This is a genomic window from Aeromonas sp. FDAARGOS 1417 (genome assembly GCF_019046985.1).
GTDB classification, from domain to species: domain Bacteria; phylum Pseudomonadota; class Gammaproteobacteria; order Enterobacterales; family Aeromonadaceae; genus Aeromonas; species Aeromonas veronii.
The window spans coordinates 3,034,101-3,052,507 of sequence record NZ_CP077221.1 but is presented as its reverse complement, the minus strand read 5'-3'; the positions used below and the strand labels follow the sequence as shown (position 1 = coordinate 3,052,507).

Annotated in this window: 17 protein-coding genes; 12 read left to right on the top strand and 5 right to left on the bottom strand. The window is 58.3% G+C overall.

Annotation, left to right across the window (positions count from 1 at the left end; all coding sequences use genetic code 11):
* Positions 1-15: 15 nt before the first annotated feature.
* The 5 genes from fhuB to I6L47_RS13985 all read right to left on the bottom strand — a co-directional run bounded on the left by fhuB (position 16) and on the right by I6L47_RS13985 (position 7,547).
* Positions 16-1,998 (bottom strand): Fe(3+)-hydroxamate ABC transporter permease FhuB, encoded by a 1,983-nt coding sequence (gene fhuB, locus I6L47_RS14005; protein WP_216947647.1) that lies wholly within the window; start codon positions 1,996-1,998, stop codon positions 16-18.
* Positions 1,995-2,879, bottom strand: coding sequence for an ABC transporter substrate-binding protein (locus tag I6L47_RS14000; protein WP_216949361.1), 885 nt, complete (start codon positions 2,877-2,879; stop codon positions 1,995-1,997). The genes fhuB and I6L47_RS14000 overlap by 4 nt, the downstream gene beginning before the upstream one ends.
* Before the next feature lie 34 nt (positions 2,880-2,913).
* Positions 2,914-3,678, bottom strand: coding sequence for an ATP-binding cassette domain-containing protein (locus I6L47_RS13995; RefSeq protein ID WP_216947646.1), 765 nt, complete (start codon positions 3,676-3,678; stop codon positions 2,914-2,916).
* Positions 3,679-3,724: 46 nt separating this feature from the next.
* Positions 3,725-5,371, bottom strand: coding sequence for a multidrug ABC transporter permease/ATP-binding protein (locus I6L47_RS13990; protein WP_088868086.1), 1,647 nt, complete (start codon positions 5,369-5,371; stop codon positions 3,725-3,727).
* 79 nt (positions 5,372-5,450) lie between these two features.
* Positions 5,451-7,547, bottom strand: a complete 2,097-nt coding sequence (locus tag I6L47_RS13985; RefSeq protein ID WP_216947645.1) for a TonB-dependent siderophore receptor — start codon at positions 7,545-7,547, stop codon at positions 5,451-5,453.
* A gap of 396 nt (positions 7,548-7,943) precedes the next feature.
* Here I6L47_RS13985 and mioC point away from each other — a divergent pair, with 396 nt between their 5' ends.
* The 12 genes from mioC to atpG all read left to right on the top strand — a co-directional run bounded on the left by mioC (position 7,944) and on the right by atpG (position 18,393).
* Positions 7,944-8,393: an FMN-binding protein MioC gene (gene mioC, locus I6L47_RS13980; protein ID WP_216947644.1), complete on the top strand. Its 450-nt coding sequence runs from the start codon at positions 7,944-7,946 to the stop codon at positions 8,391-8,393.
* 508 nt (positions 8,394-8,901) lie between these two features.
* Complete coding sequence (gene mnmG, locus I6L47_RS13975) at positions 8,902-10,791, top strand: tRNA uridine-5-carboxymethylaminomethyl(34) synthesis enzyme MnmG (RefSeq protein WP_005357220.1); 1,890 nt, start codon at positions 8,902-8,904, stop codon at positions 10,789-10,791.
* A gap of 8 nt (positions 10,792-10,799) precedes the next feature.
* Entirely contained in the window at positions 10,800-11,426 is a 627-nt protein-coding gene (rsmG, locus tag I6L47_RS13970; RefSeq protein ID WP_005339331.1) for a 16S rRNA (guanine(527)-N(7))-methyltransferase RsmG, read from the top strand.
* Positions 11,427-11,452: 26 nt separating this feature from the next.
* Positions 11,453-12,256, top strand: a complete 804-nt coding sequence (locus I6L47_RS13965) for a ParA family protein (RefSeq protein ID WP_005357226.1) — start codon at positions 11,453-11,455, stop codon at positions 12,254-12,256.
* Positions 12,253-13,161 (top strand): ParB/RepB/Spo0J family partition protein, encoded by a 909-nt coding sequence (locus tag I6L47_RS13960; RefSeq protein ID WP_005342343.1) that lies wholly within the window; start codon positions 12,253-12,255, stop codon positions 13,159-13,161. Before I6L47_RS13965 ends, I6L47_RS13960 begins: the two co-directional genes overlap by 4 nt.
* 190 nt (positions 13,162-13,351) lie before the next feature.
* The gene (locus I6L47_RS13955) at positions 13,352-13,762 is read left to right on the top strand and encodes an ATP synthase subunit I (protein WP_019445506.1); all 411 of its coding nucleotides are present in this window, start codon (positions 13,352-13,354) and stop codon (positions 13,760-13,762) included.
* A gap of 8 nt (positions 13,763-13,770) precedes the next feature.
* A complete protein-coding gene (gene atpB / locus I6L47_RS13950; RefSeq protein WP_005339335.1) occupies positions 13,771-14,553 on the top strand; it encodes a F0F1 ATP synthase subunit A in 783 nt (260 codons plus the stop codon).
* A 58-nt stretch (positions 14,554-14,611) separates the two neighbouring features.
* The gene (gene atpE / locus I6L47_RS13945; RefSeq protein ID WP_005307205.1) at positions 14,612-14,854 is read left to right on the top strand and encodes a F0F1 ATP synthase subunit C; all 243 of its coding nucleotides are present in this window, start codon (positions 14,612-14,614) and stop codon (positions 14,852-14,854) included.
* 54 nt (positions 14,855-14,908) lie between these two features.
* Positions 14,909-15,379, top strand: a complete 471-nt coding sequence (atpF, locus tag I6L47_RS13940) for a F0F1 ATP synthase subunit B (protein WP_005339336.1) — start codon at positions 14,909-14,911, stop codon at positions 15,377-15,379.
* A 13-nt stretch (positions 15,380-15,392) separates the two neighbouring features.
* On the top strand, positions 15,393-15,926 hold the full coding sequence (gene atpH, locus I6L47_RS13935; RefSeq protein ID WP_005339341.1) for a F0F1 ATP synthase subunit delta: 534 nt from the start codon (positions 15,393-15,395) through the stop codon (positions 15,924-15,926).
* Between the two features lie 15 nt (positions 15,927-15,941).
* On the top strand, positions 15,942-17,483 hold the full coding sequence (gene atpA, locus I6L47_RS13930) for a F0F1 ATP synthase subunit alpha (RefSeq protein WP_005339342.1): 1,542 nt from the start codon (positions 15,942-15,944) through the stop codon (positions 17,481-17,483).
* 43 nt (positions 17,484-17,526) lie between these two features.
* The gene (gene atpG, locus I6L47_RS13925) at positions 17,527-18,393 is read left to right on the top strand and encodes a F0F1 ATP synthase subunit gamma (protein ID WP_005339343.1); all 867 of its coding nucleotides are present in this window, start codon (positions 17,527-17,529) and stop codon (positions 18,391-18,393) included.
* Positions 18,394-18,407 lie beyond the last annotated feature (14 nt).

Sequence of the window (18,407 nt, the reverse complement as noted above, 5' to 3'; positions counted from 1 at the left end):
TTTTTGTCCGCAAACCTAGAGGCGACGTAGGCACCACATGAAGTAAGCGCCCCCTAACAAGGTGGAGACCAGCCCGACCGGCACCTCCTGCGGGAAGAGGATCTGCTGACCGACCCAGTCAGCCGATACCATCAACAAGGCGCCGGAAGCGGCGGCCCCAAGCAGGTGCCAGCGTGCCCGCACCAACCCCATCAGTTTGGCTATATGTGGCGCCAGAAGACCGACGAATGAGAGCGGCCCGACCACCAGGGTGGCGCTGGCAGTGAGTACGGCCACCAGCAGCAGGATGGCGAGCTGGGCACGGTTGAGGCGAATACCAAGCGCAGTCGCTACAGCACTCCCCATCGGCAGCAGATCGAGCCAGCGGCTGACAAGCAGGCAGGCGGCCAGCATCAACAGCGCCAGCCCCACCAACCCATAGGCCACCGGCAGGGTGACGTAGTAGGTGGAACCAGACATCCAGGAGAGCAGTTGCTGCACCCGCATGTCGCCGTTGGCCAGCGCGATAGCCTGCAGCGGCTCAAACAACGCCGTGATGGCGATACCGGAGAGCAGGATCCGCTCCGGCTGGAAGCCGTGCTTGCGATTGACCACCACCAGCAGCAAGAGACAAGCGAAGGCCCCGATCAGGCCGCCCAGCAGCATTATGGGCAACGGCAAAGCAGGCAGCAGTAAGGCCGTCGCTATCACCCCCATAAAAGTGCCACCGCTCACCCCCAGCAGCTCTGGGCTCGCCATCGGGTTGTTGCTGACCCGCTGCAACAGGGTGCCCGCCATCGCCAGCAGCACGCCAGCCGCCCCCGCCGCCAGAGTGCGCGGCAACCGCCACTCCAGCTGGGCCTGCCAGCGGAGCCAGCTTGGCCAGCTCCAGCCCGTCATTCCCTGCCCCAACAGCAGGGTGGCGACCACGGCCAGCAGCAGCCCGACCAGCAACAGGCCGATAAGGCGAGCCGGAGCCGGATGGCGAGCCACCAGCAGGCCGGCGTTTGCCTTAGGCGTACCCGACTTGATACCCAGGCGCGGGATCAGCCAGAGCAGCAGCGGCGCCCCCAGCAGGGCGGTCATGGCGCCGGTGGGGATCAAGACTGGCCAGAAGCGGCTCAGGCTCTGCAGCAACAGATCGGTCGCTGCCAGCAGCAGGGCGCCGAGGATCGGTGCCCACAGCAGCCGCTGGCCGAGCTGGCGGATCCCGAGCAGCCGCACCATGGCAGGCGCTGCCAGCCCGATAAAGCCGATCAGCCCCACCACGCTCACCACGCAAGCGGTGACAAACACCGCCAGCCCCAGTCCGGCAAAACGCAGATGCTGCAGGGAGACCCCCAGACTGCGGGCGCTGGCATCATCCAGCTCCAGCACCGCCAGCGGGCGCACCAGTACTGCGGCCAGCAAAGCGGCTGCCAGCAGGCGGGGCAACAGATAACTCACCCCGCTCCAGCTGTTCTGCACTAGCGAGCCACTGCCCCACACCAACAAACCTTTCAGCTCCTCCTGAAAGAACAGCAAGAGCCCCATGCTGATGGCCGCCAGATAGAGGTTGATCACCAGCCCGGCAAAGACGATGACCACCGGATTGAGCTGGCGACGCCAGGCCAGGGCAAACACCAGTGCCATCGCGAGGCAGCCACCGGCCATGGCGATCCACTCCCGCCCCAACAGCAACCAGGAGGGGGCAAACAGGGTCACCATCATCAACGCCAGTTGGGCACCGGAGGCCACCCCCAAGGTGGTTGGTGACGCGAGCGGGTTGCGCAGCACCTGCTGCATCAGGGTGCCCGCCAGCCCGAGCGCCGCCCCGGCCAGCAGGGTGACCGCCAAGCGGGGCAGCCAGCTGAAATGCACCACTGCTTGGCTGACGTCATCCAGATTGGGGGTGAAGAGGCTCTGCCACCAGAGCGCACCGGGCAGCTGGCGAGCCAGCTCCCAATACGCGAGCAAGAGGGTCAACCCCAGCAGGATCGAGACCGGCCGCAGCAGCGGCGATGTGAGCAGTCGCTTCATCGGCTAGCCTCCATACGCTCGGCATCTTGCAGCAATGCATCGCTGAGCAGACCGGCAAAACGGCGGGCGGCAAGTACGCCGCCAAAACTCCAGACCGCAGGCAGATGCAGCACAGGCGCCTGCCGAACCAACGGCAGATGCTGCCACAGCCCAGGCTCCTGCAGCCGTTCGCTCACCCCTACCGGGATGGGATCGACCACCACCAGCCGCGCGGTTGGCAAGGTCATAAACTGCTCGATGCTGACCACCGAGAAACCCCAGTCATTGGTCTGCTCCTGCCAACCATTACGCAGCCCGAGCCGCGTCATCACCGCATCGAACAGGCTGTGGCGACCAAACACCCGCACATGGCGCTCATCGATAAACTGCACCACCAGAAGGGACGGCAGATCCGCAGGCAATCCGGCCTGCATACTGGCGAGATCCCGATCCAGCCCGGCCAGCAGCCGTTCACCCTCGGCGGTTTTGCCCACCATGCGGGCGAGGGTCAGGGTCACCTCATGCAACCGCTGCCACAGATCGGTTTGCCCATCATAAAGGGCAATGGTGCTCACCGGTGCAATGCGGGAAAGAGTTGGCGCCAGCGGGGCCGCCAGCGGCGAGATGAGGATGCGATCGGGTTTGAGCTCCGCCAGCAGCTCGCGGTTGGGCTGGGTGCGCAGGCCGATATCCACCACCCCGGCGGGTAGCCGTGGCTCGCCGACCCATGCCTGATAGGGGCCAGCATCCCCCACCGCCAGCGGCGTCACCCCGAGCGCCAGCAGGGTTTCGGCAATGGTCCAGTCGACGGTGGCGATACGGGGTAGCGGTGCAGAGGCGATCGGGGATGTTTCGGCCTGCGCCGCAAGTGGCAGCAGCAGGCTAATAAGGCAGGGTGCCATCTTCTTCAATAAACGGTTCAAGAGAGCCCCCCGGTCAGACGATGGCGATGGGATGAGCATGAGCCGGGTGGCGAATGACCTCCATCGGAACACCATAGATGGCGTGCAGGGTCTCGCTGGTCATGATCCCCTCCGATTCGCCGTGGGTAAGCAGGCGGCCGGAGTGGAGCGCCACCAGCCGATCGCAGAAGCGGGAGGCCATATTGATGTCATGAATGACGATGATGACCCCGAGGTTTAGCTGACAGCTCAACTGCTTGACCAGCGTCAGCACCTCCACCTGATGGGCCACATCCAGCGCGGCCAGCGGCTCGTCCAGCAAGATGAAGCGACTCTCCTGGGCCAGCAGCATCGCCAGCCAGACCCGCCCCCGCTCGCCGCCGGAGAGGGTATCCACCAGCCGATCGGCAAAGCGTTCGGTATGGGTAAGGGCGATGGCCCGCTCGACCTGACGGTGATCCTCCGCCCCCATCCGGCCCAGCAGGCCGCGCCAGGGGTAGCGGCCCATCTCCACCAGCTCCCGCCCGAGCAGATTCTCGGCGCTCGGCAGATGCTGGGGCAGATAGGCCACCTGACGGGCAAACTCCCGGTTGCCCCAGTCGGGCAGCGGCTTGCCATCGAACAGGATCTCGCCGTCGCTGAGGGGTTGCTGGCGAGCCAGCAGCTTGAGCAGGGTCGATTTACCCGAACCATTGTGGCCGATGAGGCCATAGACCTGTCCCTGCTCGAAACGCAGGTCGGTGGGGTGCAGCAGCGTGCGGTCATTGACCGTGAAGCTGGCTGATTTCATCTCGAACATAAGCAATTCCTGTGCTGGCTTGCCGCCAGTCTCATCGGTGCCGGTATCAAGCCGGCACCTCGCAATCCAGGTGGGCGATAGCATCGCGGCTCACTGCGGCACGGCGCGCGCCGGTCAGTTCGGTGAGTTTTCCCTGCCGCATCTCCAGCAGGCGATCGGCCAGCGGGAAGTAGTGATCGTCGTGACTGATGGCAATCACCGTCTTGCCCATCTCCTTGAGACGCGGCAACAGCACCTGATAGAAGATGCGGCGGAACTGGGGATCCTGATCCGCGGCCCACTCGTCAAACAGCATCACCTCGCGCTGCTCGGCCAGCGCCAGCAGCAGGGCGACCCGCTTGCGCTGCCCTTGGGAGAGATCGATATCGGCGATAAAACCATCCTCGATGGTGAGCTTGCTGCCCATCTGCAACCGCTCCAGCCACTCGGCCACCAGCTCATCCTTGGGTTCCGGTCCCAGCAGGTGCTGGAACAGGTGATAGTCGGTGAAGATGGCGGAGAAGAGCGCCAGATAGCCGTTGCGATCGGTGATCGGCTCACCATCCAGCAGGATCCGGCCCGATACTGGCTGGTAAAGGCCGGTCAACAGCATGGCCAGGGTCGACTTGCCGGATCCATTGCCACCAATGATGAAGATCTGCTCCCCCTTTTCGATGACCAGATCAATGGGGCCAACGGCAAAACCGCCCTCCCCCTGATAGTGAAAGCTCACCTGCTCCAGCTCGATACGCTGCCAGGGGCGGATGGCGGGCGGCAGCGGGAAGTCCGCATCCGGCTCGGCCAGATTGAGGGCGGCGATCTTGTCGAACGCCACCTGAGCGGCAAGCAGGGTCGGCAGGGCGCCAATCCCCTGCAACAGCGGGGTGCGCAGGAACAACAGGGTCAGGGCGAAGGTGGCGGCCACATTGGTGTTGGCCCAGCCAAGGCCGTTGGCCAGAAAGAAGACCAGACCGATGGCCCCCAGCATCATGATATTCGACCAGTTCACCGCGCTCAGGTGATAGGTGTCGGCACGGATGATCTGCTGGCGGTAGTCACGGGCATTCTGCTCATAGAGCTGGTGGTAAACGAAATGAGCCCGCTCGCGGTTGAGCGCCAGCTCCTTGCTGCCGGCGATGATGGCCTGATAGTTCTGATAGAGCCGATCTTCGGCCTGACGCATGTGGGAGAGATGGCGATAAACACGGTTCACCAGCAACCAGCCCACCACCATGGTGACGGTGACCCAGAGCGCGGTCACCCCGAGTAATGCAGGAGAGAGCCAGCCAAGATAGAGGGCAGAGCCCAGCGTGAGCACCAGCCCCTGCACCAGCTCAGGCAGGCGCACGAAGGCGATGGTGATCTGGCCGATATCGCTGGAGAGGGAGGCCAGCAGTGGCCCCTGACCAATCTGGCGGATGCGGGCGACATCGGTATCCAACAGTTGCTTGAGCAGACGGCCACGCAACCGGTAGACAAAATGGTGACCGAGAGTGGTCAGGGCCAGCTGAGATCCGAGTGTGATCACCAGCAGCAGCACAATCAGGCCGACCAGCTGACCGAGGATCGGCAGCGGATCACCTATAGATTCGATAAGAGACTGATTGATAAAAGCAATGACGCCAATCCCGCTGACTGCACTGAGCAGACTGAGCAGGGTAATGGCGATAAAGGGCCAACGATATTGACGATAAACCAGAGACAAGAGTTCCATAACGGACCGGTATTCCAGAGAGATCAGAACAACTGCGGGTGAAAAGAAGGGCGGGAATCCGGTTCCCGCCCGACTTCGATTACCAGCGGTAGTTGATGCTGCCCACTACGCTGCGCGGCTCGCCGTAGTAGCAGTAATAGTCACAACTGGCCACGTAGGTTTCACCCAGCAGGTTGTTGACGTTGAGCTGGGCACGCCAGTTCTTGGCAAAGTCATACCCGATCATCGCATCCCAGACGGTATGGGCCGGCACCTCGGCAGAGCCGTAGATGGGGGTGTAGTCCGCATTCACGGCGCCAATACCCACGCTGGAACCGATATAACGCACACCGGTCCCCAGCTCCAGACCCGAAGCCACCCCTTGCAGCACCTTGTAGTTACCCCAGAAGGAGGCCTGGTGGCGCGGGATCAGGCTGGCACGGCGATCGCCACTGCCGGTGTCGTTAGTTTTGGCATCGGTGTAGGTATAAGCAGCGGTCAGACGCAGTGCATCGGTCACCTGCACGCTCCCTTCCAGCTCAACCCCCTGAGAGGTCACTTCACCCGCCTGGGTCTGCTGGCCGGAACCGGTAGAGACCAGCGAGTTGGTCTGGGCCAAATCGAACAGCGCCAGATTGATGTAACCGTCGAGGAAGGCAGGCGCATACTTCATGCCGGTCTCGTAGAGCTTGCCCTTGAGCGGCTTGTAGGAGTTTCGGGTGTTAGGATCGATCCCCGGCAGCACCTCGAACGACTCGGCATAGGCAAAGTAGGGAGAGAGGCCGTTGTCAGCCAGATACATCAGGCTGCCCGAGAGGGATAGCTCGTGATCGTACTGGCGCTCGTCTTTGCTGGTATTGGTGTTGTGGGTCTCCACATAGTCAAAACGGCCACCGGCAGTCAGCAACCAGCGATCGTCCCAGCGGATCTGGTGCTGGGCATAGAGGCCGCTCTGGCCCTTGCTGCTCTTCTGGTGAGTAGCGGTCGATTCGTCAAAACCGGGGAAGCCGCTGTAATCCGGGTTCATGGTATTGATGGAGCCCATACCGTAGTTGTCGGCCTCGACCCCTTCATTGACATGACGCTGCAGATCAACCCCCAGCAACAAGGTCTGCTCGGTGCTGTCGGTGTTCCAGTAGCCCACCATCTGGTTGTCCATGGTGGCACTCTTGGTATTGCCATCGCGGTAAACCAGGCCACGACTGGCGGTTGTGCCTTCATAGGTCGGGAAGATATAGGTCTGGCGCAGCAGCAGATCGTTATAGTTGAAGCGGACGTTCTGCTTGAACTCCCAGGTCTGGTTGAGCTGGTGGGCCAGCTCGTAACCGGTGGAGATCTGGGTATTGCGGTTGCGATCGTAATCCGGCTGACTCAGGTTGGTGGAGGGATCAATCTGGCCACCTGACGTATTCAGGGTGCCATAGACCGGGAAGAAGCCGTTGGTCGGGACCCCTTCGTCGTGCAGGAAACTGGCCAGCAGGGTCAGGCTGGTACGATCCGAAAGATCGAAGGTGACGCTCGGCGCCAGATAAACCCGATCGTTGTAAGTACCGGTAAGCACACCATCACGCTCTTTATAAAGAGCAACCATGCGGTAACGGCTGTTGTCGGAGAGCGCGTCAGAGACGTCCACCCCGACCTGACGATGATCCCGGCTGCCAAGCTGCAGATCCACCAGCCCTTGCGGCGTGGCGGTCGGTCGCTTGCTGATGGCATTGATCACCCCGCCCGGAGGCGCCTCACCGTAAAGGATCGAGGCTGGCCCCTTCAGCACTTCCACACTCTCCAGACCAAACGGTTCCGGCGTCCAGACGTAGTAGCCGGTGCCAAACAACCGGTTGCCATCCAGATAAGAGGCGGCATCGAAGCCACGTACCTTGAACCAGTCGGTGTTGTTGTCTGAGCCATAGAGGCCGGTCAATACGCCGGAACGGTAGCGAATCGCTTCATCCAGCTGCAACACGGCGTGCTGATCCAGTTCCTCGCGATTAACCACAGAGACGGCGCGAGGGGTCTCGGCCATCGGCACTTCCACCTTCATGGCCGTACCTGTCACCACCATGGTTTCACTGGCTTTGGGCAGCTCAGCGGTGGTTTGTTCGGCCATCAGCGGCAGGGAGACGAGCAAACCGGAGAGCGAAAGGACGCCGAAGGCGCCCTTCTTGCCGGGTCCTGTAGTGTATTTTTGCGCAATCATATTAAAGTCTCGTTTATCAATGAGTTATGTTGTTTTAATTGTTATTTGTGGTCGTTTGTCACGACATCACCCTGTTCCATGGGCGAATAAAGCAGCGCAATCCTACTACAGGAGCCGTGATCGAATCGATTCAATAATTGCTAATCATTTGCATCTACATTGTTATCTAGCTGCATCGTTGGCAGGATTTCGCGGGAGATGGGAGCCATCAGGAGAGCTATGAGCGGAGAAGAAAATGGAGAGGAATATAAAGAAGCAGAAAAAAGATCGGCAGGATGGATCCGGTGACATTATCTGACTGGATCCATTATCCCCAAGCTTTATCCATATTTATCCACACCCTTTGGCGGTAGAATCCGGCTTTCCGTTTCTTTGTCTGAAATCAGGATCCATTCCATGGCCAAACTCAATCTCGTCGTCGGCTCCATGCTGGGCGCCGCCGAATATGTCGCAGACCACGTCGCCAACCTGCTGGAACAGGCTGGCCACCAGACCCGGATCCACAACCCGGCCAAGCTGGCAGAGGTACTGGATGATGCGGGATCCATCCTGCTGGTGGTCACTTCCACCCATGGTGCCGGGGATGTGCCCGACAACCTGCAACCCTTCGCCAAGGATCTTGCCGAGCTGCATCCGGATCTTAATTCATTGAAATATGGCGTGATCGCCCTTGGTGACAGCAGTTATGACACCTTTTGCCAGGGTGGCAAGACGCTGGATCGGCTGCTGGCCGAGTGCGGAGCCAGCCGGATCGGCGAGCGGCTCGACATTGATGTGACCCAACACGAGATCCCCGAAGATGCCGCAGAAGTGTGGATCCGCGACTGGATGACGATGATCGCCTGATCAGAGTGCGGGAGATCCTGAAAAAAAGCTTGATCTCCCCACTTATCCCCAGATCGACTATCCACCATGTTATTAACAGATTGATCCGGGGGAGTTGTTCTACAAGGTTACCCACAACGCCCAGGGGTAATGTGCATAACTATGGTGTAAAGCTCTGCAAAACCTATAGTTATCCATGTATTAGATCCAGACCGACAGACCTCTGTGTATAAAAGTCCTGGTTATCCCCTCGTTCACCGGGCCAGGATCCAAGCTTTTCCACAAGCTAGGATCGTCCTTAAATTAATGATCTTTATGATCAAAAAGTGCTTATCAACAGAAAGGGCGGATCCTAATAAGAGATCCAGTAAAAGATCGATCTAAAGATCCTTAAGATCTAATTAGTGGATCCTCCCTTCATACTGAACGTTAAGTAGACGTTCCCCTCAGGACGCGAAACAGATAGAATGTTCCGCCCTTTAGCCCAGGCAAATAAAGATCTTCAGGCGTGCAGATCAAGGTGATCCCAATGCAATACCATGAACAATTTGATGTGATCGTCGTCGGTGGCGGTCATGCCGGAACCGAAGCAGCAACAGCGGCAGCCCGCATGGGCATGAACACCCTGTTGCTGACCCACAATATCGATACGCTGGGACACATGTCCTGTAATCCGGCGATCGGCGGGATCGGCAAGGGACACCTGGTCAGGGAAGTTGACGCACTCGGCGGGATCATGGCGCGTGCCATTGATCTTGGCGGGATCCAGTTCCGCACCCTCAACTCCTCCAAGGGCCCGGCAGTGCGAGCCACTCGTGCCCAGGCGGATCGCCTGCTCTACAAGGCTGTCGTTCGCCAGATGCTGGAGAACTACCCGAACCTGAAGATCTTCCAGCAGGCTTGTGACGATCTGATCATGGACGGGGATCGTGTTGCCGGTGTGGTCACCCAAAGCGGGATCCGCATCAGTGGCAAGACTGTGGTGCTGACGGTCGGTACCTTCCTGAATGGTTTGATCCACATCGGGATGGAAAACTACAAGGGCGGCCGTGCCGGGGATCCTCCCTCGATCGCCCTGGCCCAGCGCCTGCGTGAACTGCCGCTGCGCATCGATCGTCTCAAGACGGGCACCCCGCCGCGCATCGATGCCCGCAGCGTCGATTTCTCCGTCATGCAGGAACAGCACGGCGACGATCCGCGTCCGGTCTTCTCGTTTATCGGCAATGCCAGCCAGCATCCCCGTCAGGTGCCCTGCTACGTCACCCACACCAACGAGCGTACCCACGAGGTGATCCGCAATAACCTGGATCGCAGCCCCATGTACGCCGGGGTGATCGAGGGGATAGGTCCGCGCTACTGCCCGTCGATCGAAGACAAGATCACCCGTTTCGCCGACAAGACTGCACACCAGATCTTCGTCGAGCCGGAAGGCCTGACCACCCACGAACTCTATCCGAACGGGATCTCCACCAGCCTGCCGTTTGACGTGCAGGTGCAGATCGTCCGTTCCGTGCGTGGCTTCGAGAACGCCCACATCACCCGCCCCGGCTATGCCATCGAATATGATTTCTTCGATCCGCGGGATCTCAAGGCCAACATGGAGAGCAAGTGCATTCCAAACCTGTTCTTCGCCGGCCAGATCAACGGCACGACCGGTTACGAAGAGGCGGCGGCACAAGGCCTGATGGCCGGTCTGAACGCGGCCCTGCGTGCCCAGGACAAGGATCCCTGGAACCCTCGTCGGGATCAGGCCTACATGGGCGTGATGATGGACGATCTCTCCACCCTGGGGACACGCGAGCCTTACCGCATGTTCACCAGCCGCGCCGAATACCGCCTGCTGCTGCGGGAAGACAACGCCGATATCCGCCTGACTGCCATCGGTCGCGAGCTGGGTCTGGTGGATGACGAGCGCTGGAGCAAATTCAACGCCAAGATGGAACAGGTCGAGCTGGAGCGTCAGCGCATGCGTTCAACCTGGATCCACCCGCAACACCCGTCACTGGAAGCGGTCAACGCCCTGGTCAACACCCCGCTGACCCGCGAACAGAGTCTGGAAGAACTGCTGCGTCGCCCCGAGGTGACCTATGATGCGCTGATGGCCATCGAAGGGGTCGGCCCTTCCGTGACTGATCCTGCCGCGGCCGAACAGGTTGAGATCCAGATCAAGTACGCCGGTTACATCGAGCGTCAGCACGATGAAGTGGAAAAGCAGCTGCGCAACGAGAACACCCTGTTGCCGCTGGATCTGGACTATCGCGAGGTGAACGGCCTCTCCAACGAGGTGAAAGCCAAGCTGAACGATGCCAAACCGCAGACCATTGGTCAGGCTTCCCGCATCTCCGGCATCACCCCGGCGGCCATCTCCATCCTGCTGGTTCACCTGAAAAAACACGGCCTGCTGCGTAAAACCGCCTGAGGAATCCCATGTTGGAAAGATTGAACGGCCTGCTCAAGCAGGCCGAAATTGTTATCACCGATACCCAAAAGAGCCAACTGGTGCAGTTGGTCGAGTTGCTGCACAAGTGGAACAAGGCTTACAATCTCACCTCGGTGCGAGATCCGGACGCCATGCTGGTCAAGCATATCCTCGATAGCCTGGTGGTAAGCCCCCACTTGCACGGTGAGCGCTTCATCGACGTGGGGACAGGTCCCGGCCTGCCAGGATTGCCGCTGGCGATCATCAATCCGGACAAGCAGTTCGTCCTGCTCGACAGTCTGGGCAAGCGGATCAACTTCATCCGTCAGGTGATCCAGGAGCTGGGTCTGACCAATGTGACGCCGGTCAAATCCCGGGTTGAAGAGTATCAACCCGAGGTGGGATTTGATGGTGTACTGAGTCGGGCATTTGCCTCGCTGGAGGACATGCTGAGCTGGTGTCACCACCTGCCGTCAGAACAGGGCTGCTTCCTGGCACTCAAGGGACAATATCCCGAGCAGGAGCTGGCCCAGTTGCCTGCCAATATCCGTCTGGTAGCCTGTCATGAGTTGCGGGTGCCGGAGCTGGAAGGCGAACGTCATCTGCTGGAATTCAAACATATCCAGCCCGAATAGGGTCGCAGTTTCATTTAGGGGATCGTGTGGGAAAAGTCATCGCCATAGCCAACCAGAAGGGTGGAGTGGGTAAAACCACCACCTGTGTGAATCTGGCCGCCTCCATGGCAGCCACCCGGCGCAAGGTGCTGGTGATTGATCTGGATCCGCAGGGCAATGCCACCATGGGCAGCGGTGTCGACAAGTATGACGTCGAGCGCACCGCCTATGAGCTGCTGATCGAGGATGCCCCCATCAGCGAAGTGATCATCCCCGAAACCACCGGGGGCTATCACCTGATTGCCGCCAACGCCGACGTGACCGCGGCCGAAATCCGTCTGATGGAATTTTTCGCCCGCGAAATCCGCCTGCGCAATGCGCTGGCTTCGGTGCGGGACAAATACGACTACGTCTTCATCGACTGCCCGCCCTCTCTCAACATGCTGACCGTGAACGCCATGGCCGCCGCCGACTCCGTGTTGGTGCCCATGCAGTGCGAATATTACGCGCTGGAGGGGCTCACCGCCCTGGTCGACACCATCAGCAAGCTGGCCGCCGTGGTCAATCCGGAGCTCAAGATCGAAGGGGTGCTGCGCACCATGTTCGATCACCGCAACCGGCTGGCCAATGATGTGTCCGATCAGCTAAAACAGCACTTTGGTGACAAAGTCTACCGCACCATCATTCCCCGCAACGTTAGACTGGCTGAAGCCCCGAGTTTCGGTGCCCCGGCCATGCACTATGACAAATCATCGGTGGGCGCCAAGGCCTACCTGGCTCTGGCTGGCGAGATCCTGCGCCGCCAGGAGCAGGAACGTCAGGCGACCATCGCAGACCGAGAGAGCATATGACTCCGAAAAAACGTGGACTGGGCAAGGGGCTGGATGCCCTGCTCAGTACCAGCACGGCTGCCCGCCAGAAACAGGTGATGAGCGATCAACGTACTGAAGAGGCCATGGCCCCCACCAATCAGGGCGAGCTGCGCAAGCTGCCGGTGGAGTGGTTGCAGTCCGGCAAGTACCAGCCCCGCAAGGACATGTCCCAGGATGCACTGGAAGAGCTTGCCAACTCCATCCGCGCTCAGGGGGTGATCCAGCCCATCGTGGTACGCCCTCTCGGCGAACAATCCTTCGAAATCATTGCCGGTGAGCGGCGCTGGCGCGCGTCCCAGCTGGCGCGGCTCGAGGTGGTGCCCTGCATCGTCAAGGATGTACCCGACGAGGCTGCCGTCGCCATCGCGCTGATTGAGAATATTCAGCGGGAAGACCTCAATGCCATCGAAGAGGCGGTCGCTCTACAAAGACTGCTGACCGAATTTGAACTCACCCACCAGCAGGTGGCCGAGGCGGTGGGCAAGTCCCGCACCACGGTGACCAACCTGTTGCGTCTCAACCAGCTCAACGACGACGTGAAGCGTTTCGTCGAGCATGGCGACCTCGACATGGGCCATGCCCGTGCCCTGCTGGCTCTGAGCGGCCAAGCCCAGTCCGAACTGGCCAAGCTGGTTGCCCAGAAAGGGCTGACTGTACGCGATACCGAGAAGCTGGTGCAAAAAGCGCTCGAACCGGCAAAAGCCAGGGTCGAACCGGCCCGTGATCCGCAGATCGGCTACCTGGAGCGCCAACTGGCAGAAAAAATTGGCAATCAGGTGCAACTTCAGCCAGGCAAGCGGGATAGCGGGAAGTTAGTAATAAGTTACGAGAATTTGTCCGATTTGGACCGTATATTGGGCTATTTTGGCGTGTCGGAATCGTGATTTTTACGCTTTTTGTAGTAATAAAACATCCATTCCTTTTGATATGACCATAACCCTGATTTGCCGCGGAAAGCCGCAAAAATTAAGGATTTTTGTCATATTGCAATAGCTGCCCTCAAGGGTATAATTTGACCGGCTTTAAGAGCTGTTAACATGGGGTCTTCGGATCCCGATTTTTTACAGTTCTGTAATGTTCAGGGGTAGGTTGGTGAAGCAGAAAATAGCCTTGGAAGGTTTGACACTGGCCTTGGTTATGCTCGTTTGTCAGCTCATCCTGATCCTGGCGATGAGTGCCGTCTGGTTTTACCTGACTGGTGCCAGCGCCGGTTATTCCGCCCTCTACGGAGGGGGGATGTACTGGGTTCCTCAAGCCTTGTTTACTGTCTGGGTGCTGCGCCGCAAGGTGACAACCGAGAGTGTGGGCCTGGTTTTGCGGGACTTTTATGGTGGGGCAGGGATTAAGCTCATTTCTACAACAGGTCTATTCGCCCTGATGTTTGGTGCGGGAGTCGAGGTCGTTACCGTCTCGTTTTTCGCCACTTATATCCTCGCCCTCGTTGTACAGTGGATGGTTTCATTCACGCTTAACAACCACTATTAGGAAAACTCATGTCTGCAACCGGAGAAGTCCTGACTCCTCAGGGATATATCTCCCACCACCTGACCCACCTTCAAGTCGGGTCCGGGTTCTGGACGGTCAATATCGACTCAATGGTATTTTCCGTCGTGCTAGGCGCCCTGTTTATCCTGCTGTTCCGCAAAGTAGCCGTTAACGCTACCAGCGGGGTGCCGGGTAAGCTGCAGTGCTTTGTGGAGATGCTGGTCGAGTTTGTGAATGGTAACGTCAAAGACATCTTTCACGGTCGCAACAAGGTCATCGCACCTTTGGGGCTGACGGTGTTTGTGTGGATCTTCCTGATGAACTTCATGGATCTGATCCCCGTTGACTTTATCCCTCACGCTGCACAATTGATGGGTATTCCCTATCTGCGTGTGGTTCCCTCTGCTGACGTTAACATCACCATGTCCATGGCTTTGGGCGTGTTCTTCTTGATCCTGTATTACAGCATCAAGGTCAAGGGTATCGGCGGGTTTGTGAAGGAGCTGACGCTTCAGCCTTTCAATCACCCGGCGGCCATCCCGGTTAACCTCATCCTGGAAACTGTTACGCTGATTTCCAAACCTGTTTCTCTGGGTCTTCGACTGTTCGGCAACATGTATGCTGGCGAACTGATCTTTATCCTGATTGCTGGTTTGTTACCCTGGTGGTCACAGTGGATCCTGTCCGTGCCTTGGGCAATTTTCCACATCCTGATCATCACTTTGCAGGCATTCATTTTCATGGTTCTGACCATCGTATATCTGTCGATGGCGCAGGAAGACCATGGTTGATGCAACTCAAATAATCCTTTTTATACAATCAATTACATCTAAATAACTGGAGATCCTCATGGAAAACTTGAACATGGACCTGCTGTACATCGCTGCTGCAATGATGATGGGTCTGGCTGCTATCGGCGCTTCCATCGGTATCGGTATCCTGGGTGGCAAGTTCCTGGAAGGTGCTGCTCGTCAACCGGATCTGATCCCTGTTCTGCGTACCCAGTTCTTCATCGTAATGGGTCTGGTGGATGCGATCCCGATGATCGCCGTTGGTCTGGGTCTGTACGTGATGTTTGCGGTTGCTGGCTAAGTCGTTACGACTCTCCAGGCATAACCCATTAACTAACTTAAGAGGACATCGGCTGTGAATATCAATGCCACCCTCCTCGGCCAAGCAATTGCTTTTTTCTTCTTCGTAGTGTTTTGCATGAAGTACGTATGGCCGCCGCTGATTGCTGCCATCGAAGCCCGTCAGAAAGCTATTGCTGACGGTCTCTCTTCTGCTGAGCGTGCCAAGAAAGATCTGGATTTGGCCAAGGCCAACGCCACCGATCAGCTGAAAGAAGCCAAGCTGCAGGCTGCTGAAATCATTGAGCAGGCTAACAAACGTAAAGCCCAGATCATTGATGAAGCTGCCGCTGGTGCCCAGTCTGAGCGGGAAAAAATCCTGGCTCAGGGCCGTGCCGAGATCGAAGCTGAACGTCATCGTGCCAAAGAAGAACTGCGTAAGCAGGTTGCTGCTCTTGCCATTGCTGGTGCAGAGAAGATCCTGGCGCGTCAAATCGACCAGGCTGCCAACAGCGACATCGTCGACAAACTGGTAGCAGAACTGTAACGGGAACGGGGCTATGTCTGAACTGACTACAATCGCTCGCCCCTACGCCAAGGCTGCTTTCGAGTTTGCCGTTGAGCACAAGGCGGTTGACCAGTGGCTGGGTATGCTCGGTTTCGCTGCGCAAGTAGTGGAAAACGAGACCATGCACAACCTGGTAAACGGCTCTGTGGCCGCCGAAGAGCTGGCAACGCTGTTTGTCGGTGTCTGCGGTGAGCAACTCGACGTGCATGGCCAGAACCTGATCCGGGTGATGGCCGAGAATGGTCGCTTGGGTGTGCTGCCGGCGGTCGTTGCTGAATTTGTAGCGTTCAAAGCTGAACTGGATAAAGAGGTTCAGGCTGACGTGATTTCGGCGATCGAACTGACCGACCAGCAGAAAGCCAATATTCAGGCTTCTCTGGAACAACGTCTCGCGCGCAAAGTGAAGCTGAATTGCAGCATCGATGCGTCCTTGATGGCCGGGGTGCTCATCAAGGCCGGTGATCTGGTAATCGACGGCACAGTCCGCGGTAAGCTGGATCGCATGGCTGACGCGCTGCAATCTTGATTGGGGTATTAGAGCATGCAACTGAATTCCACTGAAATCGCCGAGCTGATCAAGCAGCGCATTGCGCAGTTTGATGTAAAGAGCGAAGCGCGTAACGAAGGTACTATCGTCTCTGTGAGCGACGGTATCATTCGTATTCACGGCCTGGCTGATGCCATGCAGGGTGAGATGATCGAGCTGCCGGGCAACCGCTACGCTCTGGCATTGAACCTGGAGCGTGACTCCGTCGGTGCGGTGATTATGGGTTCCTATGACGGTCTGTCAGAAGGAATGAAAGTAAAAGGTACTGGCCGTATTCTGGAAGTGCCGGTAGGTCGTGGTCTGTTGGGCCGGGTGTTGAACACCCTGGGTCAGCCGATCGACGGTAAAGGTCCGATCGACAACGACGGCTTCTCGCCGATCGAAGTGATCGCACCGGGCGTTATCGAGCGTAAGTCTGTTGACCAGCCGGTCCAGACCGGTCTGAAAGCCATCGATGCCATGATCCCAATCGGTCGTGGCCAGCGTGAGCTGATCATCGGTGACCGTCAGGTTGGTAAGACCGCCATCGCGATCGACACCATCATCAACCAGAAAGATTCCGGCATTAAGTGTGTCTACGTTGCAATTGGCCAGAAGGCCTCCACCATCGCCAACGTGGTGCGCAAGCTGGAAGAGCACGGCGCCCTGGCCAACACCATCGTGGTTGTTGCCTCTGCCTCCGAAGCGGCCGCTCTGCAGTACCTGGCTCCGTATGCCGGTTGCTCCATGGGTGAGTACTTCCGTGACCGCGGTGAAGACGCGCTGATCATCTATGATGACCTGTCCAAGCAGGCCGTAGCTTATCGCCAGATCTCCCTGCTGCTGCGCCGTCCGCCAGGACGTGAAGCTTACCCGGGTGACGTTTTCTATCTGCACTCCCGCCTGCTGGAGCGTGCTGCTCGCGTTAACGCCGAGTACGTAGAGAAGTTCACCAAGGGTGAAGTGAAAGGCAAAACCGGTTCTTTGACTGCGCTGCCAATCATCGAAACCCAGGCGGGTGACGTATCTGCGTTCGTTCCGACCAACGTGATCTCCATCACCGATGGTCAGATCTTCCTGACTTCACAGCTGTTCAACTCCGGTATTCGTCCGGCGGTTGACCCGGGTATCTCTGTATCCCGTGTAGGTGGCGCTGCTCAGACCAAGATCGTCAAGAAGCTGTCCGGTGGTATCCGTACCGCGCTGGCCCAGTATCGCGAACTGGCGGCATTCGCCCAGTTCTCTTCCGATCTGGACGAGGCGACTCGCAAGCAGCTGGATCACGGTGTGAAAGTGACCGAGCTGATGAAGCAGAAGCAGTACTCTCCGCTGAGCGTGGCTCACCAGTCTCTGGTGCTGTTCGCCGCCGAGAAAGGCTATCTCTCCGATGTCGAGCTGAACAAAATCGTCGACTTCGAAGCCGCTCTGCTCTCTTACGCCAATACCCAGCATGCCGAGCTGATGGCTGAAATCAATGCCAAAGCCGACTACAACGACGCGATCGTTGGCAAGCTGACTGCGTTGCTGGATAGCTTCAAAGCAACCCAGACCTGGTAAGCGTGTGTGGCAGCGTGAGCTGCCACTTGATGGAGAGTAAGAGATGGCCGGCGCAAAAGAGATACGTAACAAGATCGGGAGTGTGAAAAACACTCAGAAGATCACCGGCGCTATGGAAATGGTGGCAGCAAGCAAAATGCGCCGTGCGCAGGAACGCATGTCTGCCAGCCGTCCGTACGCTGAAACCATGCGCAAGGTGATCGGCCATATCGCTCAGGGGAACTTGGAATACAAGCACCCCTACCTCATCGAACGTGAGGTCAAGCGAGTGGGTTACATCGTCGTCTCCACCGACCGTGGCCTGTGTGGTGGTCTGAACATCAACCTGTTCAAGGCTGCCCTCAATGATATGAAGCAATGGAGCGCGAAAGGTGCCAAGGTTGACCTGGCACTGATCGGTAACAAGGCCTCCAACTTCTTTGAACGGCACGGCGCCAAGGTTAAAGCTCATGTCGCAGGACTGGGCGATAGTCCGAGCGTCAATGACCTGATTGGTTCAGTCAAGGTCATGCTGAAGGCTTACGACAACGGTGAGATTGACAAGCTGTATCTGGTGTACAACAAGTTCGTCAACACCATGGTGCAGCAACCACGGGTCGATCAACTGCTGCCTTTGCCCGTAACTGAAGACAGCAAGCTCGCCAAGAAACACCACTGGGATTACCTCTATGAGCCGGATCCCAAGAAGCTGCTGGATACCCTGCTGGTTCGCTACGTCGAATCTCAGGTTTACCAGGGTGTAGTGGAAAACTTGGCAAGTGAACAGGCAGCCAGAATGGTTGCCATGCAAGCCGCGACTGACAACGCCGGTAACCTGATTAACGATCTGCAACTGGTATACAACAAGGCCCGTCAGGCCAGTATTACCCAGGAGCTGACAGAGATCGTATCCGGTGCTGCTGCGGTGTAAGGCAAGGGTTATCA